Source organism: Streptomyces prunicolor NBRC 13075 (assembly GCF_000367365.1).
Classification (GTDB): Bacteria; Actinomycetota; Actinomycetes; order Streptomycetales; family Streptomycetaceae; genus Streptomyces; species Streptomyces prunicolor.
The window spans coordinates 97,229-123,929 of record NZ_BARF01000004.1 but is presented as its reverse complement, the minus strand read 5'-3'; the positions used below and the strand labels follow the sequence as shown (position 1 = coordinate 123,929).

The 26,701-nt window shown below is 71.4% G+C and carries 21 protein-coding genes, 1 tRNA gene and 2 pseudogenes; 14 read left to right on the top strand and 10 right to left on the bottom strand.

Annotated elements, in window-relative coordinates; translation table 11 throughout:
* The 3 genes from SPR02S_RS02980 to SPR02S_RS02970 form a co-directional block, all read left to right on the top strand.
* The coding region (locus tag SPR02S_RS02980) for an FG-GAP-like repeat-containing protein (protein WP_306305711.1) at nucleotides 1-1,435 on the top strand (1,435 nt) is incomplete at its 5' end.
* A 37-nt stretch (nucleotides 1,436-1,472) separates the two neighbouring features.
* Nucleotides 1,473-2,516, top strand: a complete 1,044-nt coding sequence (locus SPR02S_RS02975; RefSeq protein ID WP_078622797.1) for a Yip1 family protein — start codon at nucleotides 1,473-1,475, stop codon at nucleotides 2,514-2,516.
* Nucleotides 2,517-2,678: 162 nt separating this feature from the next.
* A complete protein-coding gene (locus tag SPR02S_RS02970) occupies nucleotides 2,679-3,218 on the top strand; it encodes a hypothetical protein (RefSeq protein ID WP_106436885.1) in 540 nt (179 codons plus the stop codon).
* A 97-nt stretch (nucleotides 3,219-3,315) separates the two neighbouring features.
* Here SPR02S_RS02970 and SPR02S_RS02965 read toward each other — a convergent pair whose 3' ends face one another.
* The 3 genes from SPR02S_RS02965 to dcd form a co-directional block, all read right to left on the bottom strand.
* The gene (locus SPR02S_RS02965; protein WP_026150153.1) at nucleotides 3,316-3,672 is read right to left on the bottom strand and encodes a hypothetical protein; all 357 of its coding nucleotides are present in this window, start codon (nucleotides 3,670-3,672) and stop codon (nucleotides 3,316-3,318) included.
* Between the two features lie 63 nt (nucleotides 3,673-3,735).
* Nucleotides 3,736-4,251: a phosphoribosyltransferase gene (locus SPR02S_RS02960; protein ID WP_019055445.1), complete on the bottom strand. Its 516-nt coding sequence runs from the start codon at nucleotides 4,249-4,251 to the stop codon at nucleotides 3,736-3,738.
* A complete protein-coding gene (gene dcd / locus SPR02S_RS02955; protein ID WP_019055444.1) occupies nucleotides 4,248-4,823 on the bottom strand; it encodes a dCTP deaminase in 576 nt (191 codons plus the stop codon). The genes SPR02S_RS02960 and dcd overlap by 4 nt, the downstream gene beginning before the upstream one ends.
* A gap of 548 nt (nucleotides 4,824-5,371) precedes the next feature.
* Here dcd and SPR02S_RS02945 point away from each other — a divergent pair.
* Nucleotides 5,372-5,442, top strand: a tRNA-Gly gene (locus SPR02S_RS02945).
* 68 nt (nucleotides 5,443-5,510) lie between these two features.
* On the opposite strand, the gene SPR02S_RS02940 is transcribed toward SPR02S_RS02945, so the two are convergent.
* The 4 genes from SPR02S_RS02940 to SPR02S_RS02925 form a co-directional block, all read right to left on the bottom strand.
* On the bottom strand, nucleotides 5,511-7,067 hold the full coding sequence (locus SPR02S_RS02940) for a carboxylesterase/lipase family protein (RefSeq protein ID WP_019055442.1): 1,557 nt from the start codon (nucleotides 7,065-7,067) through the stop codon (nucleotides 5,511-5,513).
* A 24-nt stretch (nucleotides 7,068-7,091) separates the two neighbouring features.
* Nucleotides 7,092-7,733 (bottom strand): GOLPH3/VPS74 family protein, encoded by a 642-nt coding sequence (locus SPR02S_RS02935; protein ID WP_019055441.1) that lies wholly within the window; start codon nucleotides 7,731-7,733, stop codon nucleotides 7,092-7,094.
* Between the two features lie 113 nt (nucleotides 7,734-7,846).
* Entirely contained in the window at nucleotides 7,847-8,506 is a 660-nt protein-coding gene (locus SPR02S_RS02930; protein ID WP_019055440.1) for a response regulator, read from the bottom strand.
* Between the two features lie 28 nt (nucleotides 8,507-8,534).
* Nucleotides 8,535-9,722: a sensor histidine kinase gene (locus tag SPR02S_RS02925; protein ID WP_019055439.1), complete on the bottom strand. Its 1,188-nt coding sequence runs from the start codon at nucleotides 9,720-9,722 to the stop codon at nucleotides 8,535-8,537.
* Between the two features lie 414 nt (nucleotides 9,723-10,136).
* Between SPR02S_RS02925 and SPR02S_RS02915 the strand changes: the two genes are divergently transcribed.
* The 3 genes from SPR02S_RS02915 (at nucleotide 10,137) to SPR02S_RS64295 (ending at nucleotide 14,727) form a co-directional block, all read left to right on the top strand.
* A complete protein-coding gene (locus SPR02S_RS02915; protein WP_019055437.1) occupies nucleotides 10,137-11,345 on the top strand; it encodes an MFS transporter in 1,209 nt (402 codons plus the stop codon).
* Between the two features lie 165 nt (nucleotides 11,346-11,510).
* Nucleotides 11,511-14,186: a WD40/YVTN/BNR-like repeat-containing protein gene (locus tag SPR02S_RS02910; protein ID WP_019055436.1), complete on the top strand. Its 2,676-nt coding sequence runs from the start codon at nucleotides 11,511-11,513 to the stop codon at nucleotides 14,184-14,186.
* A gap of 79 nt (nucleotides 14,187-14,265) precedes the next feature.
* The gene (locus SPR02S_RS64295; RefSeq protein ID WP_158697769.1) at nucleotides 14,266-14,727 is read left to right on the top strand and encodes a hypothetical protein; all 462 of its coding nucleotides are present in this window, start codon (nucleotides 14,266-14,268) and stop codon (nucleotides 14,725-14,727) included.
* Between the two features lie 215 nt (nucleotides 14,728-14,942).
* On the opposite strand, the gene SPR02S_RS02895 is transcribed toward SPR02S_RS64295, so the two are convergent.
* Nucleotides 14,943-16,136, bottom strand: a complete 1,194-nt coding sequence (locus SPR02S_RS02895; protein ID WP_026150151.1) for a helix-turn-helix domain-containing protein — start codon at nucleotides 16,134-16,136, stop codon at nucleotides 14,943-14,945.
* Between the two features lie 124 nt (nucleotides 16,137-16,260).
* On the opposite strand from SPR02S_RS02895, the gene SPR02S_RS02890 reads away from it, so the two are divergent.
* Genes SPR02S_RS02890 through SPR02S_RS55040 form a run of 4 tightly spaced genes read left to right on the top strand, consistent with a single transcriptional unit; the run spans nucleotide 16,261 to nucleotide 23,464 of the window.
* Complete coding sequence (locus tag SPR02S_RS02890; protein WP_043258026.1) at nucleotides 16,261-16,893, top strand: toll/interleukin-1 receptor domain-containing protein; 633 nt, start codon at nucleotides 16,261-16,263, stop codon at nucleotides 16,891-16,893.
* A 10-nt stretch (nucleotides 16,894-16,903) separates the two neighbouring features.
* The gene (locus SPR02S_RS02885) at nucleotides 16,904-19,123 is read left to right on the top strand and encodes an outer membrane protein assembly factor BamB family protein (protein WP_019055431.1); all 2,220 of its coding nucleotides are present in this window, start codon (nucleotides 16,904-16,906) and stop codon (nucleotides 19,121-19,123) included.
* Nucleotides 19,124-19,139: 16 nt separating this feature from the next.
* On the top strand, nucleotides 19,140-19,571 hold the full coding sequence (locus tag SPR02S_RS02880; protein ID WP_019055430.1) for a hypothetical protein: 432 nt from the start codon (nucleotides 19,140-19,142) through the stop codon (nucleotides 19,569-19,571).
* Complete coding sequence (locus tag SPR02S_RS55040) at nucleotides 19,568-23,464, top strand: nSTAND1 domain-containing NTPase (RefSeq protein ID WP_052346900.1); 3,897 nt, start codon at nucleotides 19,568-19,570, stop codon at nucleotides 23,462-23,464. The genes SPR02S_RS02880 and SPR02S_RS55040 overlap by 4 nt, the downstream gene beginning before the upstream one ends.
* 297 nt (nucleotides 23,465-23,761) lie before the next feature.
* Here SPR02S_RS55040 and SPR02S_RS66075 read toward each other — a convergent pair.
* Nucleotides 23,762-23,878: pseudogene (locus SPR02S_RS66075) on the bottom strand (IS5/IS1182 family transposase); the annotation flags it as partial.
* 53 nt (nucleotides 23,879-23,931) lie between these two features.
* Nucleotides 23,932-24,356 (bottom strand): annotated as a pseudogene (locus SPR02S_RS66070) (pentapeptide repeat-containing protein); the annotation flags it as partial.
* Between the two features lie 238 nt (nucleotides 24,357-24,594).
* Between SPR02S_RS66070 and SPR02S_RS55035 the strand changes: the two are divergent.
* From SPR02S_RS55035 to SPR02S_RS02855, 3 genes are all read left to right on the top strand, one after another.
* Entirely contained in the window at nucleotides 24,595-24,912 is a 318-nt protein-coding gene (locus SPR02S_RS55035; protein WP_019055428.1) for a hypothetical protein, read from the top strand.
* A 105-nt stretch (nucleotides 24,913-25,017) separates the two neighbouring features.
* Complete coding sequence (locus tag SPR02S_RS02860; protein ID WP_019055427.1) at nucleotides 25,018-25,668, top strand: hypothetical protein; 651 nt, start codon at nucleotides 25,018-25,020, stop codon at nucleotides 25,666-25,668.
* 55 nt (nucleotides 25,669-25,723) lie between these two features.
* Entirely contained in the window at nucleotides 25,724-26,464 is a 741-nt protein-coding gene (locus SPR02S_RS02855) for a DUF1775 domain-containing protein (protein ID WP_019055426.1), read from the top strand.
* Nucleotides 26,465-26,701 lie beyond the last annotated feature (237 nt).

Here is a 26,701-nt window from a genome sequence, read left to right as displayed (position 1 = left end):
CCTGGAGCCAACTCCCTTGCGCAGCCGCCCCACTTCCACCGCCATGGCCTCCGCACTGCTCCTCGCGGGCCTCACCCCGCTCGTCCTGACCGCCCCCGCGTCCGCGGCCACCGCCAAGTACTCCGACGACTTCAACGGCGACGGCTACCGCGACCTGGTGACCGCGGCGCCCACCGCGACCGTGGGCGGCAAGACGTCCGCCGGTGCCGTGGTCGTCAACTACGGCTCGAAGTCCGGCATCAGCGCCTCCCGCCGTACGGTCCTCACCCAGAACAGCAGCGGCATCCCCGGCTCCGCCGAACGCGGCGACAGCTTCGGCTCGGCCCTCGCCTCCGGGGACCTCAACAACGACGGATACGCCGACCTCGTGATCGGCGCCCCCGGCGAGGACCTCGGCACCGACACCGACGGCGGCACCGCGATCATCGTCTGGGGCGGCGCCTCCGGCCTGTCCGGCGGCCGTACGGCGGCCGACCCCGCCCCCACGGCCCACGACTCCTTCGGCCAGTCCCTCGCCGTCGGCGACTTCAACGGCGACCACAAGGCGGACCTCGCGGTCGGCAGCACGGGTACGGACGTCTGGGTCAGCAGGGGCGGCTTCACGAAGACGTCGGGCACCGCGTCGAAGTACAAGGTCACCGCCCCGATCCGGACCGGCTCCGGCGGCGTCGTCTCCTTCGCCTCCGGCGACCTGAACGGCGACGGCACCGACGATCTCGTCGCCACCGTCGCCTACCTCGACGGCGCGAGGGTGTTCCGGGGCGCCTCCTCGGGTCTCGCCTACGAGTCCGTACTGGACGAGGTCAGCGAGGTCGCGGCCGTCGGCGACATCAACGGCGACGGCTACGACGACGTGGTCACCGGCGAGTACGGGGGCGCCGTCGAGGGCAACCTCGGCGGTTCCATCGGCATCCACCTCGGCCGCGCCTCGGGCGTCGACCCCGAGCCGGCCCGGACGATCGACCAGGACACGGCGGGCGTCCCGGGCGCCGACGAGACGAACGACGGCTTCGGCTGGTCGGTCTCCCTCGGCGACGTGAACGGCGACGGATACGCCGACGCCGCCGTCTCCGCGTTCTACGAGAAGATCGGCTCGGCCGACCTGACCGGCAACGTCACGCTCCTGCGCGGCTCGTCCACCGGCCTGACCGCGTCCGGCGCCCAGTCCTTCAGCCAGAACACGGCGGGCGTCCCGGGCGCGAACGAATACAACGACCACTTCGGTACGGCGGTCCACCTCGCCGACCTCACCGGCGACGGCCACGCGGACCTGTCGGTGGGCGCCGCAGGGGAGAACAACGGGGACGGCGCCGTATGGACCCTGCGCGGCGCCACCACCGGCCTGACCACGAAGAACGCGGTCGCCTACGGCCCGTCGTCGCTGGGCGTCTCGACGTCGGGCGCTCCGCGGCTCGGCGCCGGAATGCTTCCGTAGCACTCCCTTAAGGCCCCTCCCGCCGTCCCCTTAGGGGATGTCACAGCTCGGCAGCAAAGCCCCGCCCGAAAGCCCCGGCCCGGCACGAGTCTCCGCGGAACCAGGTACGTTCGATGACGTGGCTGGATTCAGGATCGGACGCGGCGGCCGGGACGGCAGGGCCCCGCAAGCGCGCCCTCAACAACCTCCGTACGGGCAGCAGGCACCCCCGGTGCCGCAGGGACAGCCGTCGTACGGCTACCCCGCGGCCCCGCAGCCGTACCCGCAGCAGCAACCGCAGTACGGCAGCCCCGCGAACGGCGGCGGCCGGCAGTGGTCCCAGGGGAACGCCGGAAACGGCGGCAACGGTGCCTACGGAGACGAGCCGGAGTACTTCGGCGACGGCGGCGGGTACGGCCAGGGCGCCCACCCGGGCACCCCGGACCCGTATGCGGCGAACAACCCGGGCAGCACCCAGGCCTTCGCCGTAGGGGAGGACCCGTACACCCAGGGCGGTACGTACCGCGCGGGCTCGGCCCAGGCCCCCACCGGCCCCGTCGGCCCCCGCCTGCACTGGAAGGACCTGCTCAGAGGCATCGTCCTCTCCCCCCAGCAGACCTTCCTCCAGATGCGGGACTACACGATGTGGGGCCCCGCCCTGATCGTGACGTTCCTCTACGGCCTGCTCGCGGTCTTCGGCTTCGACGGCGCCCGCGCGGACGCCATAAACGCCACCCTGGCGAACGCGGTGCCGATCGTCCTGATCACGGCCGTGGCCATGGTGCTGTCGTCCTTCGTCCTCGGCGTGGTCACCCACACCCTGGCCCGCCAGTTGGGCGGCGACGGAGCCTGGCAGCCCACAGTAGGCCTGTCGATGCTGATCATGTCCCTCACGGACGCCCCCCGCCTGATCTTCGCCATGTTCTTCGGCGGCGACGCGACCTTCGTCCAGGCCCTCGGCTGGGCCACCTGGGTAGCGGCGGGCGCCCTCCTCACGATGATGGTCGCCCGCTCCCACGACCTCCCCTGGCCGAAGGCCCTGGGCGCCTCGGCGATCCAACTGATCGCCCTGCTGTCGATCGTGAAACTGGGCACGTTCTAGAGGCTTCTCCGCTACGACGAGGACGGGCTCCCCATGTCACATGGGGAGCCCGTCCTCGTCGTAGGACGGTCGTAGGACGTGGGACCACAAGCCGTGGATAGCGGATAGCGGATACGGGAAATCGATTGTTCCTGTGACATGTCCATGCGACAGGGTGTGGGCATGATGCGACCCGCGCGTGCGCTGCTCCCCCTTCTCCTGCTGCCGGTTCTCCTCACGGGATGCGACGCGGACGGCGGGACGGTCGCCGACAGCGCCGACCTCGACGCCGCCGCGCGCACCTGGGGCGTGGACCCGGAACTCGTCTACGTCACCGAGGTCTCCGGCTACACCGTGTTCCAGGCGTCGGTCGGCGAGTACGAGGACGAGTTCGTCACCGCGTACCTGGCCGAGGAGCGTTCCACCAAGTTCGGCCTCTTCGCGGGTCACGACAGTCTGACAGCGGAGAACTGCACCAAGCAGCCACTGGGCGAGGTGACGGACAAGCCGGTCACCTGCGAGCACGACGGCGACGCCTGGTACCGCAAGGCAGGTGAAAGCCACGAGTACGCGGTGCCCTTCGACGCCGTGGTGGTTCATCTGATCGCGGACGCGGACAAGGTCGACCGCGCCGTTCTGCGCGAGGCGGCGGGGGCCGTCCACCGCCCGGACGACACCGAGTTGGCGGCGCTCCTGCCGGCCCCCGACGGCGCGGACACCTGAGCGAAGGGGGCGGGGCTCCGCGCTGGCCGCCATAGGACGGCGACCGGACGTTCTTCGCGCTTCGCGCGGGCTCGCTCCTGGAACGGTGGCTTCTTGCCTAGAGCGGTGGCTTCTTGACCAGCGGCAGCGGCCAGCCGGCACAGGCCACCAGCGCGCTGCCGTCCTCGGTGAGAAAGAGCAGGGTGGTCCATGTCCGATCGGCGGCATCGATCATCCCTGTGCGCACAGGGCGGCCGTGTTCGCGGACGAGCTGCACCGCTCGTTCCAGCCCAAGAGGTTCGAGTCCGTGCATCCGCATGCGCCGAAGTCGGCGACTGAAGACTCCGGCATGCTGTCCCGCGGGTTGCGCCCCGTCCGACACCCAGTAGGTGGCGCCGCCGCGGAGGGTGGCCAGAGCGATCACGGACGCCTCGTCGTCACCGGCCAACAGCGATTCCAGCACACGCCGTTCCATGATCACCCCCGCCGGGATCCTGCGGTACGGCGGCCAGGTACCGCAACCCCCGGCGGGTGCACGTCAGAGCGCTTCTCTTGACGGCGTGACCGGCTCGCCCGACTTACGTACTACGGGCAGGACACTCCACGGGAAGTTGATCCAGTCGTCGGTGCGCTTCCACACGTACTCGCACTTCACCAGTGACTGCGACTTCTCGTACACGACCGCGCTGCGGACCTCGGCGACGGTGTCGAGGCAGAAGTCGCGGACCAGTTTGAGGGTCTTGCCGGTGTCGGCGACGTCGTCGGTGATCAGGACCTTCTTGGAGGAGAAGTCGATCGCGTTGGGGATGGGGGCGAGCATGACCGGCATGTCGAGGGTGGTGCCGACGCCCGTGTAGAACTCGACGTTCACCAGACTGATGTTCTTGCAGTCGAGGGCGTAGGCGAGGCCACCGGCGACGAAGACTCCGCCGCGGGCGATGCTGAGGATGACGTCGGGCTCGTAGCCGTCGTCGGCGATGGTCTGCGCGAGCTCGCGCACGGCGACGCCGAACGCCTCGTAGGTCAGGTTCTCCCGTACGGCGCCCACGCTCACACCTGCGTCCGGTGGAAGTTGAGGAAGGAACGGGAGGCGGTCGGTCCGCGCTGGCCCTGGTAGCGGGAGCCGTAGCGCTCGCTGCCGTAGGGGAACTCGGCCGGCGAGGTGAGCCGGAACAGGCAGAGCTGGCCGATCTTCATGCCGGGCCAGAGCTTGATGGGGAGCGTGGCGAGGTTGGACAGCTCCAGGGTCACGTGTCCGGAGAAGCCGGGGTCGATGAAGCCGGCGGTGGAGTGCGTGACGAGCCCGAGGCGGCCGAGGGAGGACTTCCCTTCGAGGCGCGAGGCGAGGTCGTCGGGGAGCGATACGACCTCGTAGGTCGAGGCGAGCACGAACTCGCCGGGGTGGAGGATGAACGGCTCGTCGCCCTCCGGCTCCACCAGCCGGGTCAGGTCCGCCTGTTCGATCGACGGGTCGATGTGGGGGTAGCGGTGGTTCTCGAACACCCGGAAGTAGCGGTCGAGGCGCACGTCGACACTCGACGGCTGCACCATGGATTCGTCGTAGGGATCGATCCGGACCCGCCCGGCGTCGATCTCGGCCCGGATGTCCTTGTCTGAGAGAAGCACGCCCCGAGGATACGCAAGACGCGCGGACCGACCACAATCGGACGGACCCGCGCGCCAGCGACGACTACTGCGATACCGCTATACCGCTGCTTCTCCTGCCAGTTCCACGGCTACTTCTACTGCTTCTCCAAGGTCACCAGCACCACACTGCGGAGCCGGGCACACCGAGGACACCGCACGAGCCGACCGGGGCCGAGTCGCTCGGCCTGCTGCATCGGGAACGAAGCGGTACTGAACACGTGCCCATCGGCACATCGGACGACGGCGCGCTCCATCAAGTCCATGAGTCCCTTCCCCAAGAGCCGCGCCCGACTGCTGCTCGCCGGACGCCAAATGCCACATTACGGGATGAAAGGAGCGACTCTCCAGGCGGCACTCCGACCCCACCCAGACCCTCTTCCACCCCTCCACCGTACGCCCCAACTCCGGCCCACCGCAGCCGCGTCCGCCCTGCGAAACACAGCCGGGCCCCCATGGCCTCAGCGCCGGGGACCTGACATGCGGTACAGTGACGGAGCGTTCCGACACCGGTTCAACCGGCGTTTTTCGCGGGTGTAGTTTAGTGGTAGAACATCAGCTTCCCAAGCTGAGAGTGCGAGTTCGATTCTCGTCACCCGCTCTTTTTGAAGCCCCAGGTCAGTGGCCTGGGGCTTGTTTGTTGGGCGGGGCGGCAGGCCCTCACGGGGGTCAGCCGTGGGTGTTCCAGAACGCGCAGTGGTGGCGGGGCTCCGCCGTGTGGGTGGGGGCGATGTGGTCCGGTGCGAGGGAGAGTACGGTGCGTCGGGGCCAGTACGGCGATGACGGGCCGTTCGGGTCGGTGGTGCGGGCGAAGCGGGTCCAGTAGTCGATCATGGTGTCGGCCAGTCGGTGCTGTGCCGCGGTCAGGTCGCGGGGGCGGCCGCCCAGGTCGAACAGGTAGGGCAGTTCGCTCGCGTGCGGTGCGCCGAGCGGGAACGGCGGTGTGCCGGAGGTGAGCGGTGGGGCGTGCTCGTCGGCGAACTCGTAGCGCCAGGTGGGGACTTGAGCGGCGAGCAGGGCGTCGGTGCGCGCCGTCGGGCAGGCGAAGTTCGCGTCGCCGATGACCGCGCCGAACACCGGGCCTCCGTCGGTCGTCGGGTGTACCGGGTACTCGCGGACGATCGCCTTCGCCTGACCCGGGGACGGGAAGAAGGCGGACACGACGTCGGGCCAGGTGTCGGCCGTGACGGGGTTGCCGGCCTGGATGATCCCGGCGGCCCAGCCGTTGCCCTCGTCGTGGTTGTTGCCGATGAGTACGGGGACGTGGTGGAAGCGGTCGGCGGTGATCGCCGCCGCGGGGTCGGTGGGCAGCAACGGGGTGGCGTAGGCGGGCTGTTGGTCGGTGTCCTGGGCCGCGAGCAGGCGCGGGACGGTCACGCGTCGTAGGCACGACAGGACGTCGTGGGCGGAGCGGCAGCCGACCTTCGCCGCGAGGTCCGTGCCCGTGGCGCGCGCCGTGGACAGGGGGACGGAGGACGGGGCGAAGGGACGGTCGGCGCGGCCTGTGCACGGGCCGCTCTCGATGATCGCCCGGTCGAAGAGGCCCGCGGCGGCCGGTGCGGCGAGCTGGGCGCAGACGCTGTAGCCGCCCGCGGACTCACCGGCCGGCGTGACGTTGTGCGCGTCCCCGCCGAAGGCGCCGATCTCGGTGCGGACCCAGCGCAGTGCCGCCTGCTGGTCGGCCAGGCCGAAGGTGCCGGAGCCGGGCAGCCCGCTGTGGGCGAGGAAACCGAGGGCTCCGAGGCGGTAGTCGACGGTGACGACCACGACGTCGCCGCGGGTGGCCATGCGGTGGGCGTCGTAGGAACTGCCCGCTCCGGTGGTGAAGCCGCCGCCGTGCAGCCACACGATCACCGGACGGGGGCGCGCGGGTCCCGCGTCGTCGGGCGTGGTGACGTTCAGGTGGAGACAGTCCTCGTCGGTGCTGCCGCCCGGCACCTCGCCGGCCGGCTGCGGGCAGGCGCTCGCGGGCCGGGTCGCGTCCCGCACCCCGGGCCAGGGGGCCGCGGGGCGGGGTGGCGCCCAGCGCAGCCTGCCGACCGGGGGCGCCGCGTAGGGGATGCCCTCGAAGGTGCGGTAACCGTCGTGGGCGGCACCCCGCACCAGGCCGTCGTGGATACGAACCGTGGTGACGGCGGGCCGGGTCGGCGGCGCCGCGGACCAGGCCGTCGCGAGGACGGCGGTCAGGGCGCAGCCCAGGGTGGTCAGGATGCGGTGCTTGCTCATGGTCTCCCCGTTCGGTCAGCTGGTTCAGCTGCCGCCCATGCCGCCCTTCGCGGCGATCATGGTCATCGGCAGAGTGCGTACGGCTTTCTCCAGGCCCGGCGCGAGGGCGGCCAGCGACCCCGTGCAGGCGTCGATACGGGCCCGGAAGGTCTTGTGGTCCCGCCGTGGGACGACCGAGCGGATGCCGCCCGCCGCGGCCAGTGCCAGCAGCGCGGCGTCGGCGGCGGGGAGCTCCCGGACGGGGCGGTCTCCGTGCAGCGCCTCGGACACCCGGGCGCGGAGCACGGCGGGCACGGCGCGGTCCGTCACGGTCAGGCGCCGGGCGGCGAAGGGGATGCGAGGCGCCTTCACGGTGAGCACTCCCGCCGCGGCGAGCCGGTCCTCCACCTGGGTCAGGGTCTGCTTGCGGTGGCGGCGTACGAGGTCCTTCCAACCGTGCCCGGCGGCTGCGTCGCGCAGCACGCCGTCCAGGACCGGGTCACCGGTCGGCCGGATGCCGGACACGGTGACCCGGCCGCCGCCGTCCTCCGCCAGCCGGCCACGCGACGCCAGGTCGACCAGGGCGGCGGCCCGGACCAGCAGCTGGGTGCGGCGACGGTCGTAGGGGCCTTCGGCCGCGTCGTCGTAGGCGAGCAGATACATGAGGCAGGCCAGGTCATCGTTCACACCTCGACGCTATGGCCGGGCGGCCCGGCCCTGGATCGGCCACGCGGACGGAACGGCACTGGGAACGCAGGAGGACCGCGGCCCGGCCTCCTCCTTGAGGAGGAGGCGTTGCGTCAGGGGCGGTGCGGCTGCACGAGGCCGTGGTCGTAGGCGGCGACGACGGCCTGGACGCGGTCGCGCAGGCCCAGTTTGCGCAGTACCGCGGTGACATGGTTCTTGACGGTGGCCTCCGACAGGCGCAGCCGCTCGGCGATCTCCGCGTTCGACAGCGCCTGCCCGATCAGGGTGAGCACCTCCCGCTCGCGGCCGGAGAGGTCCCGCAGGGAGGGCGGCGCCGCCGCGTCGGGCGTGGTGCGCAGGAACCGGTCGAGGACGCGGCCCAGCACGGCCGGTGCCAGCAGCGCGTCGCCGCGGGCGGTGAGACGGATCGCGTCGACGAGTTCGGCGGGGCGCATGTCCTTGAGCAGGAAACCGCTCGCCCCCGCCCGCAGCGCGGCGAGCACATGCGCGTCCAGGTCCCAGGTGGTCAGCACGAGCACCCGGGCCGCACTGCCCGACTCCGCGATCCGCCGGGTCGCCTCGATACCGTCCACGACGGGCATGCGTACGTCCATCAGCACCACGTCAGGTGCCAGTTCCCGCGTCAGCCGCACCGCCTCCCGGCCGTCGGACGCCTCACCGACCACCTCCAGGTCGTCCCGGGCGTCGATGATCATGCGGAATCCGGTACGGACCAGGGCCTGGTCGTCGGCCACCACCACACGCAGCGTCATGACACGCGCTCCACCGGCACGGGCAGCCTCATGACACGCGCTCCACCGGCAGCCGCGCCGCCACCTCGAACCCGCCCCCGGGCAGCGGACCGGCGCGCAGGCTGCCACCCACGAGCCGTGCGCGCTCCCTCATCCCCACCAGACCTCGTCCCGCCACCGCTCCCGCTCCCGCCGCGTCCGAACGACCTTGTGGCGTACGCCCGTTGTCGACCACCGAGATCTTCACGCACTCCCCCTCGACCGTCACGCACACGCCCACCTCGTCGGCGCCGACCGCGTGGCGCAGTGTGTTGGTCAGAGCCTCCTGGACGATCCGGTACGCCGCCAGGTCCACCACGGCCGGCAGCCCGTCGAAGGAGCCCTCGCGGTGCACGCGCACGGTCATCCCGGTCGCACGCACGGGGTCGGCCAACTCGTCCAGGCGGGCGAGCGAGGGCCCCGGCTCCCGCTGCTCCCCAGCCTCACCGTCCCGCATGTCCTCGGGACCGAACGCCCGTAGCAGGAGCCGCAGTTCACCGAGCGCCGAGCGGGCGCCCGTCTCAATGGCCCGCAGCGCCTGACGGGCCTGGTCGGGGCGTTGTGCGAACACGTCATCCGCGGCACCCGCCTGGATGACCATCACGGAAAGTGTGTGCGCCACCACGTCGTGCACCTCGCGCGCGATCCGCGCCCGTTCCTCGACCACGGCCCGGCGCAGCTCCGCCGCCGCCCGTGCCCGCTGTGCCCGGCGCCACTGACCCACGGTCCACGCGAGGACCACCGCCAGCAGACAGACCGTCACCCCCGTGGGGCCACCCCCTGCCCAGAACGCCAGCGGCACCGGCAGGCACATCGCCGCGAGCGCCCGCACCGAGACCCGCCGCGGCCTGGTGGCCGACAGTACGCACAAGGCGACCTGCGCCGCGAGCAGCGCCCCCGTCAAGGACACCGCGGGCAGCAGCGCCCACACCGCGATCCCCGCCACCGCGTTCACAGCGAGCACGGCAACCGGGGCCCGCATCTGCCACCGCAGGGCGCAGACCTGCACGAGAACCAGGGCCACGGCCACGTACAGTCGCCAACCGCGCCCCGCGCCGGCGACGAGCACCGCGGTACCGGGTACGGCGAGCACCAGACCGGCCGACCCCCACCACAGCGCTCGCACCGCCCGCGACGACAGCTCCCCCCGCGCCTGGCCGGCGAACACGTCGCCCGGCTGTCTGCTGCTGCGGTCCACTCCCCGACCCTATCCAGTGACCGGGCCGCCCCTCGTGTCGAGCAGGCCCACGGCTCCGCCCGCCTCCAGGTCCCACCACCACCTCAGCGGCTTCACCATCGCCCCCAAGAACACCGGCCGCGTCCACTTCGGGGTCAACTGCCCCCCGGTACCCGACCGGTGCGCGGGCCGAGTCCCGGCTTCTCCCGCTGAGGTGGAACATCCGGTATCACGGCGGCACTTGACTCCCCGGATACCCAGCCGGCCGGCCGGCGGACGTACGCCGGGCCAATTCAGCGAGCCGCTCGGCTCTCTTCTCGTCACCCGCTCCAGGAGAAACCCCGAGGTCGCGAACGAGCCAAGAGGATGTGTCCGGTGTGGGACCGAAAGCCGTCCTGCCATGGCGTTCCACCGTTTCCCGGAGATCCTGTACCCGTGACCGATCCCAGCAGCACCCCCCGACCGACCGGACACCGCCCCGCGTGGCTGACCCGCAATGTCAAGGTGCTCTGCGGGGTGTCCTTTCTCCAGGACGCGGCCAGCGAACTCCTCTACCCGATCCTGCCGATCTTCCTGACCGTGGTGCTCGGCGCGCCGCCCGTCGCGGTCGGTGCCATCGAGGGAGTGGCCGAGGGCGCCGCCTCGATCACCAAGGTGGCCGCCGGGCGCCTGGCCGACAGGTTCGCCCGCCGTCCGCTGATCGGTGCCGGATACGGCCTGGCCGCGGTCGGCAAACTGCTCATCGCGCTCGCGACCGCCTGGCCGCTGGTCCTCGTCGCCAGGGTCACCGACCGGCTCGGCAAGGGCATGCGCGGGGCGCCTCGCGACGCCCTGCTCGTGGCAGGCGTTCCGAGCGGACAGCGCGGCAAGGTGTTCGGGCTGCACCGGGCGGCCGACACCGCCGGCGCGGTGGTCGGCCCGCTCGTCGGGCTGGTCCTGTACGAGGCGCTCGACCACCGGTTGCGCCCGCTGTTCTGGATCGCCGTGGTCCCCGCCGTCGCATCGGTCGCGCTGGTCGCCGCCGTCCGCGACCCCCGGACCAAGGGGACGGACGGCTCCTCGACGCGGACCGCACGCATGCCCTGGCGGTCCCTGCCCCGCCCCTACTGGCGGGTTCTCGGGGTGCTGCTCGCCTTCAACCTGGTCAACTTCCCCGACGCGCTACTGCTGTTGCGCGCCCATGACCTGGGCCTGCCGACAGCCGGGGTGGTGGGCGCGTACGCGGTCTACAACCTCGTCTACGCCGCCCTGTCCTACCCCGCGGGAGCACTGTCCGACCGGCTCCCCCGCCCGCTGGTCTTCGCCGCCGGCCTGGTCTTCTTCGCGATCGGCTACCTGGGCCTGGGCCTGATCCGCAGCCCCTGGTCGGTGTTCGTGGTGCTGCCGCTCTACGGCGGTTTCGCGGCCTGTACCGACGGGGTCGGCAAGGCCTGGATCTCCACGCTCGTGCCCGATCACCAACAAGGCACCGCGCAGGGTCTCTACCAGGGCGCCACCGGTGCCGCCGTCCTGCTCGCGGGCGTGTGGGCCGGGCTCGCCTGGGGCACCGACGGTCACCTCCCCCTGCTGATCTCCGGCGGCATCGCACTGGTCGTCGCCGGTGTGCTGCCGGTCGTCGCCCGCGCGCGGACCGCGACCCTCTGACCCGGAGTGCCCGGAGTGATCGGCGACGGCCCGGCGGTCCGGTCGACTTCCAGCCATCGATAGTGACAGGTTCTGGTCAAGGGCTGTCCAAATGCCGGACTCCTCCTGCCTCCGGTGGTCGGGTCGTCCCCGACGGCTGTATCCGTGCCCGCTCGGGAGGACCTGGTGTCAGTACAGACCCGCAAGAGACGTTGGTTCACGATCTGCGCCATCACCGCGACCGCCGCACTCGTGGCGGTACCCGCCGGCGCCGCGCCCGGCGGGGACAGCAGCCCCTTCGGCGCCCGCGCACTCGCTCAACTCGCCGCCGAACGAGGGCAGTCGGTGGGTACCGTCAGTCCGAAGGCCAAGGCCAAGGCCAAGGCCGAGGACGACGGCGGCGGTGACGACGGCAACGAGGCCGACGAGATAGCCGAGGGCGCGGACCAGTACGCCGAGGCCCGCACCTCTCCCGGCATCGTCGCACCGGGCGCGTACGGCGCCGCCTGGACGAGTCTGACCAACCTGCCTAGCACCGGCGGCAGTTGGCGCAACATCACGAACCTGCCGTACAACTCCGACGACTCGCGCTACCGCGACTACGACTCCAACTCCAGCGGCGGCTCGGGCAATGTGACCGGCCGGATGGCCGCGATGGCCGCCGACGACGACGGATATGTCTACGCGGGCAGCGCGGGCGGCGGAGTGTGGCGCTCGCACACCGGTGGCGGCCGCTGGCAGCCCATCAGCGACGCGCTGCCCTCGCAGTCCACCGGCGCGCTCGCGCTGGACGGCGCCGGACGGCTGTGGCTGGGCACCGGCGAGGCGACGACCAACGCGGACGCCTACCTCGGCAGCGGCGTCTACGTCCTGTCGAACCCCCGTCACGGCACGTTCTCCGCCCGCAGCCGGGTCGGCGGCGACGAGCTGGAGTCCACCACCATCCACGAACTGCGCTTCGGCGGCGGAAAGGTGTGGGCGGCGACCAGTGAGGGCGTGTGGAGCCACTCCACGAAGAAGCTGAGCGGCGCCTGGAAGCTGGAGTTCGCGCCCAACCCGGCCTATCTGCCGGGCGGTTCACTCGCGAACGACGACTCGGCCGCGTACAAGAACATCGCCAACGACATCGCGATCGACCCGAAGGACCCCAACAAGGTGGTCCTCGCGGTTGGTTGGCGCAGCGGTGACGACTACAACGGCTTCTACACCAAGGGCGCGGACGGCACCTGGACCCGGATCACCAGCGGCCTGGGCGACCTGCCCGCCGACGCGGACGACGTCGGCAACGTCACCTTCGCCCGCTCCGCCGACGGCTCCCGCTACTACGCCGTCGACCAGTCCCCGGAGCAGCTCAACACCAACCCGGACAGCGGTCTGGAGGGCATCTACGTCTCCAAGTCCGGTTCCCCGACCGGCCCTTGGACGAAGATCGCCGACTACAAGGGTCTGGCCGCCGACGGTTCGGCGCTGACCTCCAGCGGCTACATGCCCGGCGTGCAGGCCTGGTACAACCAGTTCCTGACCGTCGACCCGGCGAACGCGGAGCACGTGTACGCGGGCCTGGAGGAGGTCTACGAGACCAAGGACGGCGGCACCAACTGGTCGACCGTAGGCCCGTATTGGAACTTCGGCTTCCCCTGCTGGAGCATCGACCCCGCCAAGCAGACCGGCGACTGCAGCCCGACCACCCACTCCGACCAGCACGGCGTCGCGATCGGCAGCTACCACGGCAAGAGCTTCGTCTACGTCGGCAACGACGGCGGCGTCTACAAGCGCCCGCTCGACGGCTCCCAGGACGCCTCCGGGCACGCCACCGACTGGACCTCGCTCAACGACGGCACCATCGACACCCTCCAGTACTACTCGGTCGGCGTCGGCAAGGACCTGACCTACGGCGGCGTCTCCGTCACCGGCGGTCTCCAGGACAACGGCCAGTCCATCCTGCGCAGCAACGACACGGTGATGGGATCCGACTTCGGCGGCGACGGCGGCGACACCCTCACCGACCCGGCCAACGGCTGCAACATCGCCGAGGAGTACGTCTACCTCGCCATCCAGGTGACCCAGAACTGCGCGATCAACGACGGGAGTTGGGTCACCGACCCCAGCAAGATCACGTCGTACAACGTCGCCCCCGCCGACAACGCCACCGGTGAGGCCCGCTTCATCGCCCCGATCACGGCCGACATGAAGAACAGCTCGACCTGGATCGCGGGCGGCCGCCACATCTGGGTCCAGACCCACGGCTACGCCATCCGCAGCGGCGACGAGTGGACCAGCGTGTACGACCTCGGCGAGGGCCGTACGGCGACCGCCGTCGCGGCCTCGGGCGGCAAGGTGTACGCGGCCTGGTGCGGCCCCTGCAACAACCAGGGCTTCGCCCGCGGCATCTCCGTCGGCAACGCGGACGGCACCGGCTGGCACGACATCGCCCTCCCGGCCACCGGCGCGGACGGCACCGTACCCAACCGCTACCTCGCCGGCTTCGCCGTCGACCCCAAGAACGCCGACCACGTCTACCTCGCGGTCAACGGCTTCTCCCGGCACTGGACCGAGGGCCCCGGCGCCGGTGTCGGCCACGTCTTCGAGTCCACCGACGGCGGCACCACCTGGAAGGACATCTCGAAGAACCTCCCCGACGTGCCGACCAACTCCGCGGTCGTCACCCCGAACGGCGGCCTCGCCGTCGCCACCGACCTCGGCGTCGTCTACCGCGCGCCGGGCCGTACGACCTGGGAGCGCGTCGGGAACCTCCCGGCAGTCGCCGTACTCCAGTTGAAGCTGAGCCCGGACGGCCGGACGCTGTACGCGGCCACCCACGGCCGCGGGATCTACACGATCGACGTACGCAACCGCCGCTGACGCGGCGGCAGTCGGAGGGGTGGTCCCGGCTCGCCGGGGTCACCCCTGCGTCGTGTACGGCACCACACTCACGTGCAGCGTGAGGACGACGCGCGCCGCACCCGCCACATCCGGCGCCTTCGCCGACGCGGTGACGTCCGCCGTACCGCCCCTTGTCCCGGCACACCGCAGCGAGGCGTGGGCCGTACCGTCCGCGTCCACCCGCCACCCGGACGTCAGAACGAGAGCCGGCGCGGAACTCCGCACGGCCGTCCACCGCTTGTCGTCCGGGCGAGGCAGCAGGACGAGCGACACCACGGTCCCGGGCCGCACACACAACCGCCGTACGACCGCGTCGCCAGGACTGACGGTGACCTCCGCGTGCCCAGCGGCACAGCTCGCCGGCGAAGCGGAGGAGCCGGTGGCCGACCCCGACGGGCTTTCCCCGGTCGCACCGGCGGACGGCGCTGCCGGCGTCCGCGTCGACGCACTGGCCGACGGCCCCGCCGAGTCGCCGCCGCGCGACGGCCCTCCCACCGATCCACCGCCTTCCGACGCGTGACACCCCGCCAGGACAACCGTCACGGCGACCATCCATCCTCCGGCCCACCACCGCATCCCAACACCTCCCGGACCACGTGCAGGACCACCAGCATGCCCCGACGGCGGTGCGGGGCGTAACGGCGGAAGCGGGCGTGGACGGTCTGCCATGGGCTGTGGCGTTCCGACAGGTCAAGACGGACCCTGGATCTGTCCGTCGCCGGCCGATCGCGGCTGTCAGCCGATCGCGAGGGCGGCCGATGCGTCGATGAGGGCGAGTTGGCCCGGGCCGGCTCTCCGGGTCCGGGCCTGTTCCACGAACCGGCCCAGCTCCGCACGGACGGTGGCCGAGTCGATGCGCTTGATCGCGGGCAGCGTGGCCTCGACGATCTGGCAGGCGTCGTCGAGGCGGCCGACACCGGCGAGGGCTGTCGCCTGCCGCACCGCGAAGCGGGCCTGGGAGTTGCTGTCCGCCGGGACGGCCGGCCGGTGCCGGAGCTCGGCGGCGAAAAGGTCGGCGGCCGGCTCGAAGTGACGGAGGCCGAGCATGCAGGACGCCTCGATGAGCCGAGGGTTGCCGTTCTCGATGCGCGGGCCCCATTGAGGGGTCGGGTCGCCGATGGCCTCGGCGGCGTGGCTTCCGAACCGCTCCAGTGCCTCCCGGCAGGCCCCCGCATCGCCACGGCGCGCATGCCCCTGGGCCGCGCGGCGGGCGGCATGCGCGCGGATCACCGGGTTGGCCGCCGGGTGTCCGGCCGCCTGGTCGGCGAATGCGATCGCCGCATCGGTGTCACCGCGGTGCTGGGCGATGAACGCCTTGCGGACCAGGGCATACGCGGCCACCGTCTCGTCCCCGCCCCGTGCGCCCCAGCGGACCGCGAGATTCGTCCAGCGCAACGCCTCCGCGGGATTTCCCGCCTCTTGTGCCATCCACCCGGTGTATTCGGCGAACCTCGAGGCCAGCAGCCAGATCTCGGCACGCTGCTCGCCGACGGCGTGCGGACCGGCGTCCGTCAGGATCCGCGTGATCGACTTCATCGAAGCGGTGACGAACCTCGGTCCGGTGGATCTGCCGATGTCCTTCAGCTCCCACAGGACCCGCTCGTATCCGGCGGCCACGGGGCCGGCGTCGACGACGCCCTCGGCCCGGGCGCCGCCGCGGCCGGCCCCGGCCAGCTCGACGAGTTCCCCGCCGGTGCCCAAGGCCGCGTCGCATGCCGCCGCCACAGCGGGCGTCGGGTTGCGCAACCCGCTCTCCAGATTGCAGATCTGCCCTTCGGACACGTTCGCCCGCCGGGCGAACTCGCGCACGCTCCACCCCCGACGTGCCCGGAGTGTGGCCAGGACGACGCCGAAGTCGCCCGGCGGCAGGCACATACCGGTCGTTCTCCCTGCCGGGACCGTCTCCGCCGCGCTGTCCGCCGAGTCCATACCGGCCAGCGTACGGAGCCTTGCAACCGCTATTCAATCCCTGGCGAATAGCCACCGAGCGTGTACTCCACCCCTAGGGTGAGCACGATTCCTGAGGTCAAAGCCTCCCAGACAGGGGACAGTTGTGCCGCGTATCTTCCTCAGCTTTCGCAAACCGGACTCCCGGTGGATGCGAGACCGCGTCTACCGCGCGCTGTCCGACCGCTTGGGTGCCGACGAGATCTTCAAGTCGGGCCGGTCGATACCGCCCGGGGCCGATTTCGCCGAGATCCTGCGGCGGCAGGCCGCCGAGTGCGAGCTCATGTGCGTACTGATCGGGCCAGGGTGGCTCGATGCGCGGAGCGAGGACGGTGTGCGGCTCCTGGACCGGGCTCACGACTGGGTGCGCGTGGAGATCGCGACAGCTCTGCGGGCGGGAAACCGCGTCGTCCCGGTCCTTCTGGGTGACGCGACGATGCTGCCCGACGCCTCGGCGCTGCCGGCCGAGATCGCACAGCTGGCGCGCCTGCAGTTCCTCCGCGTGCCGGAGACCCATCTGCCGGACGGGCTGCGGCAGTTGGGCGACGCGGTGACCGCTCTCCTGTCCGATGCCGAAGCCGAAGCCGATACCGATGCCGATACCGACCCCGCTGCCGAACCCGGGGACGGCACGGCGCCTGCCTCCGATCCGGAGCCGTCAGTGACCATGACGGCCCATGTGTCCGGCGGTGGCAGCGCCTACCAGGCGGCCCGTGATCAGACGATCAGGCTGGCGTGAGGGGCGGACGATGGATCATCCCGGAGCAGACGGTGCTCATCGGATCGGGCCGTATGCGCTGCTCGGAAGACAGAGCACGGTCGGCGGGGGCGAAGTCTTCGCAGCCCGCACGGATGAGGGGCGACTCGTCACGGTCACGGTCGTGCGGCCCGAACTCGCCGCGGACCCGGGGTTCCGGGACCGGTTCCGAGTCGCCGTCGAGGCGGCACGGACGCTGTCCGGTGCCTTCCTCGCACCGGTGGTGGATGCCGACGCCGACGCGTCGGTTCCCTGGCTGGCCACCGAGTTCACCGCCGGACTGCCGCTCCAGCAGGCGGTGGACCGGCACGGCCCGCTGTCCGAACCGGCTCTGCGGATGCTCGCCGACGGCCTCGCCCGGGCGCTGGCCGCACTCCACGCGGCCGGGACGGTCCACGGCGAGGTGAGCCCGGACTCGGTGCTGCTGACCATGGACGGACCCCGCATCACCGCCCTGGGGATCGTGGGAGCCACCGGCAGTGCGGCGCCCGCACCGACGGACGACATGTTCGACCTCGGGGCGACCGTGCGGTACGCGGCTTCCGGGGGCGAGCCGGACACGGACGCCCTCCCCGTGTCGCTGCGCGAGGTGATCGGCGGCTGCCTGTACCCGGACGCGCCGGACCGTCCCACCGCGGAGCAACTCGTCGACTACCTGAGGCAGCAGAACCTGCCGGCCCTGAAGGGCAGTTGGCTGCCGCCGACGGTGACCGCCGACATGGCCGCCGCGGCCGCGGCGATGGGGTCGGCGTCCGCCGGGGGCGGCGGCCGGGACCCCTTTCCGCCGCCGGCGATCGCTGCCGGGACGGGTGTCAGCCGCCGGAAGCTGATCCTCGGTCTGGCCGGGGGCGCGGCCGTACTCGGCGGATCCGCGGCGGCACTCGCCTTTTCCGGCGACTCGTCGCCGGCATCCGACGGCCGGGCCGGCGGGTCCGGGTCCACCGCGCGGCCGGCCTCTTCGTCAGGCGGGCGATCCACGTCGGCCTCCTCCGCGTCGCCGTCCTCGACGGACGGACCGGAAGCGATCGTGCTGGCCGGACCCGACGCCGCCAAGGCATGGTCGGGCGCCGGAAAGCACGCCCCCAAATGCCTGGAAGCGTCCGACAAGGTGGTCATGGTGGTCACGGACACCGCCACGTCCTTCCTGGACGCCACGACCGGAAAATCCGTGTTCTCCCCGCTGAACCCGACCGTTTTCTTGGGCACGAGCGGCGACAGGTACCCGACGGCGTACGCGGACGGTGTGTTCTACCTGCTCTGCGACACACCGAGTCAGTCAGGCTTGCTGGCGGCGTTCGACGCCTCCAGCGGGAAGGTGAAGTGGGCGACTGTGATGGCCGTCGTCGATCCCGGCGGCGGCTCGGACGCGCCGATGTACATCAGCGACTACGTGGCAGTCGCGGGGAACACGGTCTACGTATGCGGGGGTCTGCTCGACACATCCAGGTCGTACTCCTCCGAGTCTCCGACCTCCGGCTACATCCGTGCGTACAACGCCGCCACCGGCAAGCGACGCTGGCAGGTCAAGGGCACGGACATCAACAACGTGCTCGTGCCGCCCACCGGTTCTCACCTGCTGGCCACCTCGTCCGTTCCGGGCAAACCGGGCCGCGTCCAGATGATCGACGCCGGCAGGAGAGGCGCCCGCGGCTGGAAGGTCTCCGTCCGGGACGCCTCGTCCTACTTCTCCACCGGCTGGCCGCTGACGTGCTACGCCGCCGGGCTGTTCCTGTTCGGCGGCGGCAACGGCGACACGCTGTTCGCCGTCGACGCGGCCACGGGCAGCGAGAAGTGGTATCAGCGCTTCGACGCGAAGAACGGGGACCAGGTCCGGATCGGCGCCCCGTTCTCCAGTCTGGACGGCGCGACCGTCTACGTACCGGTCGGCAGCGACCTGGCCGCCCTGGCCACGGCCGACGGCACGATCCAGTGGGTCGCGACGCTCGACGGGGCCAGCGACATCGGCATTTCCAACGCGTTCAACGCCTCCTCCCGGCTTTCCGGCAGGAGCGCGCAGTGTTCGGCCGACACCGTCTTCGCCACAGACACCGCGAAGACACTGTGGGCCATCGACGCGGCCACCGGCAGGGCCCGGTGGAAATATCGCGACCCCGGGCAGCCGGACGTGGGGTTCCTGTGGACGGTGGGCGGCGACCACGTGTTCATCGCCTCCCACCTGACATTGACCGCGATCGCGGCCCACGCACGGTAAGCGACAAGGAGAAGGCATGGAGACGAGTGTGGAACTCGCCGGCCTGGCATCGGCGGCCGCGGCGCGCCTGATCGATCTGCTGGCGACGGACGGCTGGGCCGCGGTCAAGTCCTCGGTCCTGTCGCTGTGGCGGTCCGCGCACCCGGAGCGCGTCGAGGAGGAACTCGCCGACGCGCGCGGCGAGTTGCTTCAGGCACGGCACCCGGGCGAGAGCCAGGAGCTCCAGGGGCTGCTGGTCGCCGAGTGGCAGGCCCGCATCATCCGGCTGATAGCCACGCGGCCGGACGCCGTCGACGAGCTGCGCGCTCTGCTGGGCGGGGAACTGCGCGCTGCCCAGGCCCCGGAAGCGCAGATCACGGGCTCGATGACGCTGGAGGCACACGTCTCCGGCGGCGACGCGTTCCTGGCCGGCCGGGACATGACCGTCACCAGAGGCGGCCAGGCGTGACGGAACGCGACACCGACGCCACGCCCCCCGACGGGCCGCCCCCCTGGCAGCCGAAACGGCTGGAGGCGACCGTGACGGGAGGTGGCAGCTCCTTCCAAGCCGGCCGCGACATGCACGTTCGTGTCGGCGACGAGGGGCGCAGAACCGTGCCCGGCCCCGGCGCCGACCAAGTGCTGTGCCCGTACCCGGGCTTGGCCCCGTTCGACGCGCGGCACAAGCAGTGGTTCTACGGCCGTGACCGCATGGTTCACCTCGTGTGCGAGCGGATGGACGCCCGGCTGCGTGAGGGCGGCCCACTGGTGCTGATCGGCCCCTCGGGAGCCGGGAAGTCGTCCCTGCTCGCGGCCGGGGTACTGCCGGCCCTGAAGGACGGCCGACTTCCGGTGGCGGGTTCGAGCACCTGGCCCCGGCTGCTGCTGACCCCGACGGCGTCCCCGGCCCTGGCACTGGCGGCCGCCGCCAGGCTGGACGCCGAGACCGCCCGGCGCACGGCACCGAAGTGGCGGGCCGATCCCGCACAGTGCCTTGCCGAGCTGCGCGAGATCACCGGAGCCGGCGATCCGGCGCCCACCGGGGAGTCCCCCGCCGCGGGCCTGGTCGTCGTGGTCGACCAGTTCGAGGAGGTCTTCACGGCCTGCGGCGACGAGACCGAACGGCAGTGGTTCATCGACGTACTGGACCGGCTGGCCGGGCCCGCGGGCGGTGCGGTCGTGGTGCTGGGAGTGCGGGCGGACTTCTATGCCGCGTGCACGGCCCATCCGCAGCTCCGGGCGGCGCTCCAGGCCGGACCGGTCCTGCTGGAGCCGATGACGGAGGACGAACTCAAGGAGGCGATCCGCCGCCCGGCCGCCAATGTGGGACTCGACGTCGAAGACGGCCTGGTGGAGCTGCTGTTGGCGGACCTGGGCGCGGTCGGGGGACCGGTCGGCACGAGCACCACGGGCCGGCTGCCGCTGCTCGCACACGCGTTGCGGGCCACCTGGCAGCAGCGCCACGGCCACACCCTCACCGTGGACGGATACCGCGTCACCGGCGGCATCCAGGGCGCCATCGCCACCACGGCGAACAGGCTCTACGACATCCTGCCGCCGCCCTGCCAAGAGGCCGCACGGTGGGTGTTCCTGCGGCTCGTCATCGTGGGGCGCGATGCCGACGACAGCCGCCGGCGCGTCCGGTACGACGAGCTGCTGCGGCACGCGCCGGACCGGGAAGCGGCCGTCAGAGTCCTGGACGACTTCACCCGTGGCCGGCTCCTGACCCGGGACCAGGACACGGTGGTGGTGATGACACACGAGGTGCTCATCCGTGCCTGGCCCCGGCTGCGGGACTGGATCGAGCACGACCGCAGCGGGAACCTCGTACGACAGGATCTGGAGGAGGCGGCCGGGCTCTGGGAACAGGCCGGCCGGGAGGCAGCCGCGCTGTACCGCGGCAACCGCCTGGATGCCGCCCTCGCCTGGGCCGAGACGCACGGGCCGGAACTCAGCGGCGCCGCCCGGGCGTTCCTGGCAGCCGCCCGCCACCACCAGCGGCGCGGGCAACGGCTCCGGCGCGGCGCGGTCGCCGCCATCACCGCCCTGGCCGTGGTCGCCTCGCTGGCCGCGGTGTTCGCCTTCCGGCAGGAGTCCAACGCCCGGACCGCCGCCGCCCGGGCCCTGCAATCCCGCGACAAGGCCATCACCGCCGCCGTCACCTCCGCGTCCGTGCAACTGGCGCCGACCGATCCCTCACTGTCCGCTCAACTCGCGCTGACCGCCTACCGCATGGACCCGACCCCGGAGGCGGCGTCCCGGCTCATCTCGACCGAGAACACACCGCTGGACACCCGGCTGCCCGGCCCGCGCGGCGCGGTGTACACAGTGGCCTACAGCCCCGACGGGCACATGCTGGCGGCCGGGAACGTCTACCGGAACCTCGTCCGGCTGTGGGACGTCTCCGATCCCAGCCGTCCGCTGGCGCTGGGCAAACCCGTGCCCGTGGACCGTTCCGTGAACTCGATCCTGTCGCTCGCGTTCAGCCCGGACGGCCGGGTGCTGGCCGTCGGCGGCCACACCAGCCACAACGGCGACAACGGTTCCGGCGGATTCGTCGACCTGTGGAGCCTGACCAGCCCCAGCCACCCGGTCCTGCTCGGCCGGCTGAAGAGTCCCGCCATTCAGGACTGGGACGCCGCGAGCTCCATCGAATCGCTGGCGTTCAGCCCCGACGGCCGTACCCTGGCCGCCGGATGGCACGCCGGACTCGTCAGCCTGTGGAACGTCACCCGCCCCGACGACGTCGCCCCCGCCAAGGCACCCCTGAACCTCGACTGCCCCGACGTCTACTCCTATCGCATCGCGTTCAGCCCCGACGGCCGCACCCTGGCCACCGCGTGCGACGACGACGCCGGCACCATTAGGCTGTGGAACGCCACCGACCCGGCCCACCCCGGCCGCGGCCGCTCCCTGAAGGCCGGGTATCTCGTCCTCTCCCTGGCGTTCAGCCCCGACAGCCGCACCCTGGCCGCCGGTTCCAAAGACAGCAAGGTCCACCTGTGGCAGGTCGCGGACCCCGGCAACCCCGTCCCCCTGGGCAAGCCACTGACAGGACCCACCGAGCCCGTCATGTCGGTGGCGTTCAGCCCGGACGGGCACACCCTGGCCGCCGGCAGCTCCGACCACACCATCCATCTGTGGAACGTCGCCCACCCCAGGGCCATCGTCCCGCTGGGCCGGCCGCTGACCGGTCCCGGCGACAAGGTGACCGACCTGGCGTTCAGCCCGGACAGCCGCACCCTCGCCGCCGGGAACAGCGACGGCAACGTCGATCTGTGGAATCTGCCGCCGACCAGGATCATCGGCGGCGGCGGCAATGTGGCAGCCGTGGCGTTCAGCCCCGACGGGCACACCCTGGCCGCCGGAAACCAGAACGACACCGTCTCCCTGTGGAACACCGCCGACCCCGACCACCCCGTTCCCCGCGGTGATCCGCTCACCGGTCCCAAGCACCCGGTCGACGCCGTGGCGTTCAGCCCGGACGGGCACACCCTGGCCGCGGGCGACGGCGGCGGCACCGTCACGCTGTGGAACACCGCCGACCCCAGCCATCCCGTTCGCCTCCGCGACACCCTCACCGGAGCGCGCGGGGCCGTCTTCTCCCTGGCGTTCAGCCCGGACGGCCACACGCTGGCCGCGGCCGGCGACGACAAGCTCGGCAGCATCGCCCTGTGGGACGTCAGCGACCCCGCGAACCCCGAGTCGTTTGCCACCACCATCTCCAATTCCGACACGACGTCCGTCTTCTCCCTGGCGTACAGCCGCGACGGCACGATGCTGGCGGCCGGCGGCGACGACAGCAACCGCAGGGTCGGCCTGTGGAGTACGACGGCCCCCGGGGTCCGCATCGGGGAGCCGATCGACCAGCCGGACGGCACCAGCACCTGGGTGGCGTTCAGCCCGGACGGCCGCACGCTCGCCACCGGGAACAGCCGCGGCACCGTCACCCTGTGGAATGCCACGGACCCCAACCACCTGACGCGCAGGGGCAGTTCCCTGACGGTGCCCGGCGGCAGCCTGTGGTCGGTGGCGTTCAGCCCGGACGGGCACACCCTCGCAGCGGCCGGCCACACCGACAACGGCACCATCAACCTGTGGAACGTCACCGATCCCGACCACCCCACCCTCATCGGCCAACCGCTGACCGTGGAGACCGGATTCGTCGCCGTTCTCGCGTTCAGCCCGGACGGTCACACCCTGGCCGCCACCACCGACGACGGCGTGGCCACGCTCTGGGACCTGAACGTCGAGTCCGCCATCAGCCGTATCTGCGCCGGGAGTTCCGGCGCCCTGAGCCGACAGCAATGGAGCCGATACGTTCCCCAACTGCCGTACGACCCACCCTGTGTGACCACCTAGGACCCGTCTTCAAACGGCTCGCGGGCGAGCAGTTCCTGCGCCGGAGCACCGCTGGGTGCAGCGGCTCCAAGTGCCTCATAGCCGGTGGCCGGGCGTCGGGCCGTACATACGTCCACGGCCTCCGCAAGCGCGACTTCAGAACCCTTGAGGTCGCCGGCCGTCCCAACGAGCACGTGGGTCTTCTGGGAAAGCCGGCCGATGTTCGGCCGCCGTTGAGCCCCTGCAACGCGTGCACCCGCAACCGCGCCCTTCCGGCCAGTGCTCGTTCCCGGAGTTCGGTGGTTCGTCAGCCGCCAGGAGGCACGTCACACCCTGGCCGTGCCGGCTCAGACCGGACGCGGGCCAGGCATGCGCGTCCGCGGTGGTGCCCGCTACCAGACGCGTATCTGCGTCCGCAATGACCTGCATGTTCGCCCGAGAACCGATTGTTGGGCTGGTCAGCCGTTCCAAGTCGGCCAAGTCACTTGCTAGCGCTTTACCCGGCCGTGGAGTGCAAGGGCGGCGAGGCCTAGCAGGGCGGGTTCGACGAGTCGGGAGAGCATTTCGGTGTAGGTGCCGGAAGTGGTCAACGATTGAGGTGCTGAGCGGAACACGACTGAATTGATCACCACGCGCACGGATTTCTCGAACCGCTCGGACGTCCTGCGCCGGGCGCGGGCTTCGCGTCTTCCTTCGGCAGGCCCCACAGCATCATCACGAGCACGGCGGCGACCATGGCCCCCAGCAGCCAGACCAGCGCCCGGGACGCGCGCAAGCCGTAGCCCGACACAGCCCAGTAGAGGGAGAGAAGCACGCGCTCGGCGCGGGGCCGCTTCAGGTCCTGACGGCGCATCTCCATCTCGCCGTAGTAGGCGGAGCTACGGCTCAAAGCTCCAGGCCGCTCGACATGGTCACTCCCCCGTCTCATTCAGCCCCGTTCACGACCGTTCGGGCGAGACCCGCGACCCTTCCGGCTCCGACAACCAGCCGCCCATGAACCCAGGTGAACGCCACCGCACACACCCCGAGCCCGACCACCACAGTTGGAAAGCGTGCACAGGCCTCCCTCGCTTTGATGAGCCGTCCTTCCTTTCAGGAAGGTGCCCCGAACGCCCCTGCCAGTCCTGGCCGTTGGCGCCTACGATGCCCGCATGACAGAAGCACTCATCGCTGCCGCCGTAGCGCTCGCAGTGTCGATCGTCAGCGCCGCAGCTACATGGAGGCTGCAGACTTCCAAGCTCCAGACGGAGCTTCGTACAGAGTTCATGGCAGAAGCAGCCATCTCTCAACTGCTTCTCCATCAGCGCTGGTCTCTGCGTAGCTTCGAGAAGATCAAGCGCCGCATAGGCGGGTTCCAGGATGACGAGCTCCGGCAACTGCTGGTTCGTGCCGGCGCACTGCGCTTCGAAAATGATGCCGGCGAGGAGATGTGGGGCCTCAGGGTTCGCAACCTTGACCGAATCGACTGACTGCACCACAACCGCACCAGATCCAGCGGGGAACAGCGGGGAACCACGGCCTCTTTAGGGATCCGGGTCCGTGCGGACCTGACGATGCCCGATGATGGGCGGGCCATGACCAAGCTCCGTACGACGACGCGCCACGCGCCGCTGCCCGTTCCGCGGGCTGCCGTGTTCGCTCTCGTCGGGACGGTGTTCGGGGTGAGCGCGCACCATCTGGTCGCCGAAGGGCCGATGCCGTGGCGGCAGTCCGGATGGGCGGCGGCGGTGCTTTTCCTGGTCGGACTGATCGGTACGCGGCGTCCCCGCTCGCTCGCCACGGTGGTGGCGGTGTGCGGTGCCGCGCAGGCGGGGCTGCACCTGTGGCTCATGGCGGAACATCCGGACGGTTCGGCGGCCATGGCCATGCCCACGCACATGGATCACGGCATGGACGCCCACACGGCCTGGCACGACCAGGCGCACGGCTCGCCGGCGATGACCGCCGTGCACGCGGCGGCCGCCGTACTCGTCGCCGTGCTCCTGCACCGCGCGGACACCGTCTGCTGGTCTCTGGCGCGCGGACTGGCCACCGCCGTCGAGGCCGCCCGCGCACGCATCGACCTGGCGTGGACCCTGCTCGGCGAGCGGACGGCGGCGCCGGACACCAGGCTGCCCGCCCTTGTCCACGCCTGGCTGGAACGTCCGCCTCTCCAAGGGGCGGTACTCGCAGACGTGGTGGTACGGCGGGGCCCTCCCCAGGCAGGGCTCGCTCACGCCAACTGACCTTGCCGGGAACGCCGTTGAGGCTCCCCGCGCGCCCCCATGCCTGGAGACACCCATGTTCCGTGCCGCAAGCACGCACCGCACCGCCCGCCGCCTGATCCTGGTGACCGCCGCGACCGCCACCGCCGTCCTCCTCACCGCGGGCCCGGCCTCCGCCCACGTGGAGGTCGAGTCGGACAAGGCCCAGGCCCTCGCCGAGAACGTCGAGATCGCCTTCGACGCCGAGTCGGAGTCCTCCACCGCCGGAGTCACCAAGATCCGGGTGGTCCTGCCCGCGGGCATCGCACCTGCCGACGTGGCCTACGGCGAGGGCCCCAAGGGCTGGAAGTTCACGGCAGCCGCCGACGGCTACACCGTCGGGGGCCCCGCGGTGCAGGCCGGTGCCAACGCCGAGTACTCCGTCGTCGTCAAACAGCTCCCGGACACCGAGGAGTTGGCGTTCAAGACCTTGCAGACGTACAGCGACGGCCGTACCGACCGCTGGATCGAACTCGACGAGAGCGGTGAGAACCCGGCGCCCGTCCTGAAGTTGAAGGCCGCCGCGCCGGGAGCGAAGCCGGTCAGCCCGTCCCCGACCAAGACCGGAACCGGGACCGAAACCGGAACCGGGACAGCGACCTCTCCGTCGCCCACGCCCGAGGAGACCGAGCCGTCGTCCTCCCCTGCCGCCCAGGCCGTGGAGAAGGACAACGACGGGTTGTCGACCGGCGCCTGGGTCGGTATCGGTCTCACGGTGGTTGTCGTGGCGGGCGGCGCCGTCTGTCTCGTTCGCCGCCGGGGCGCCGCTTCCGCGTAGTCCCGCGTAGTCCCCGCGTAGTCCCGCGCTGGGCCCGGCCGACCCGACAGCACACGGCTGCGGGCCGCCGGGCTCATCGCGGTGTGCCTGTCGCCGTCGCGGGAATCCGCGCCGGTGGAGCACGGAGCCCGCCCTGCGAAGACAGCTGTACGGCGGTGGCGTCTGTACGGCGGTGGCATCAACCTGTCCCAGAATCACGGGAGTTGGGCGGACGGGCCAGGGCGACCTGCCCCAGCT

Coding starts and splice junctions, on each gene's coding strand:
- SPR02S_RS02975 (WP_078622797.1), top strand. CDS start 1,473: ATGTCACAGCTCGGCAGCAAAGCCCCGCCCGAAAGCCCCGGCCCGGCA.
- SPR02S_RS02970 (WP_106436885.1), top strand. CDS start 2,679: ATGATGCGACCCGCGCGTGCGCTGCTCCCCCTTCTCCTGCTGCCGGTT.
- SPR02S_RS02965 (WP_026150153.1), bottom strand. CDS start 3,672: ATGGAACGGCGTGTGCTGGAATCGCTGTTGGCCGGTGACGACGAGGCG.
- SPR02S_RS02940 (WP_019055442.1), bottom strand. CDS start 7,067: ATGAGCAAGCACCGCATCCTGACCACCCTGGGCTGCGCCCTGACCGCC.
- SPR02S_RS02930 (WP_019055440.1), bottom strand. CDS start 8,506: ATGACGCTGCGTGTGGTGGTGGCCGACGACCAGGCCCTGGTCCGTACC.
- SPR02S_RS02895 (WP_026150151.1), bottom strand. CDS start 16,136: ATGGACTCGGCGGACAGCGCGGCGGAGACGGTCCCGGCAGGGAGAACG.
- SPR02S_RS02885 (WP_019055431.1), top strand. CDS start 16,904: ATGGATCATCCCGGAGCAGACGGTGCTCATCGGATCGGGCCGTATGCG.
- SPR02S_RS02880 (WP_019055430.1), top strand. CDS start 19,140: ATGGAGACGAGTGTGGAACTCGCCGGCCTGGCATCGGCGGCCGCGGCG.
- SPR02S_RS55035 (WP_019055428.1), top strand. CDS start 24,595: ATGACAGAAGCACTCATCGCTGCCGCCGTAGCGCTCGCAGTGTCGATC.
- SPR02S_RS02860 (WP_019055427.1), top strand. CDS start 25,018: ATGACCAAGCTCCGTACGACGACGCGCCACGCGCCGCTGCCCGTTCCG.
- SPR02S_RS02855 (WP_019055426.1), top strand. CDS start 25,724: ATGTTCCGTGCCGCAAGCACGCACCGCACCGCCCGCCGCCTGATCCTG.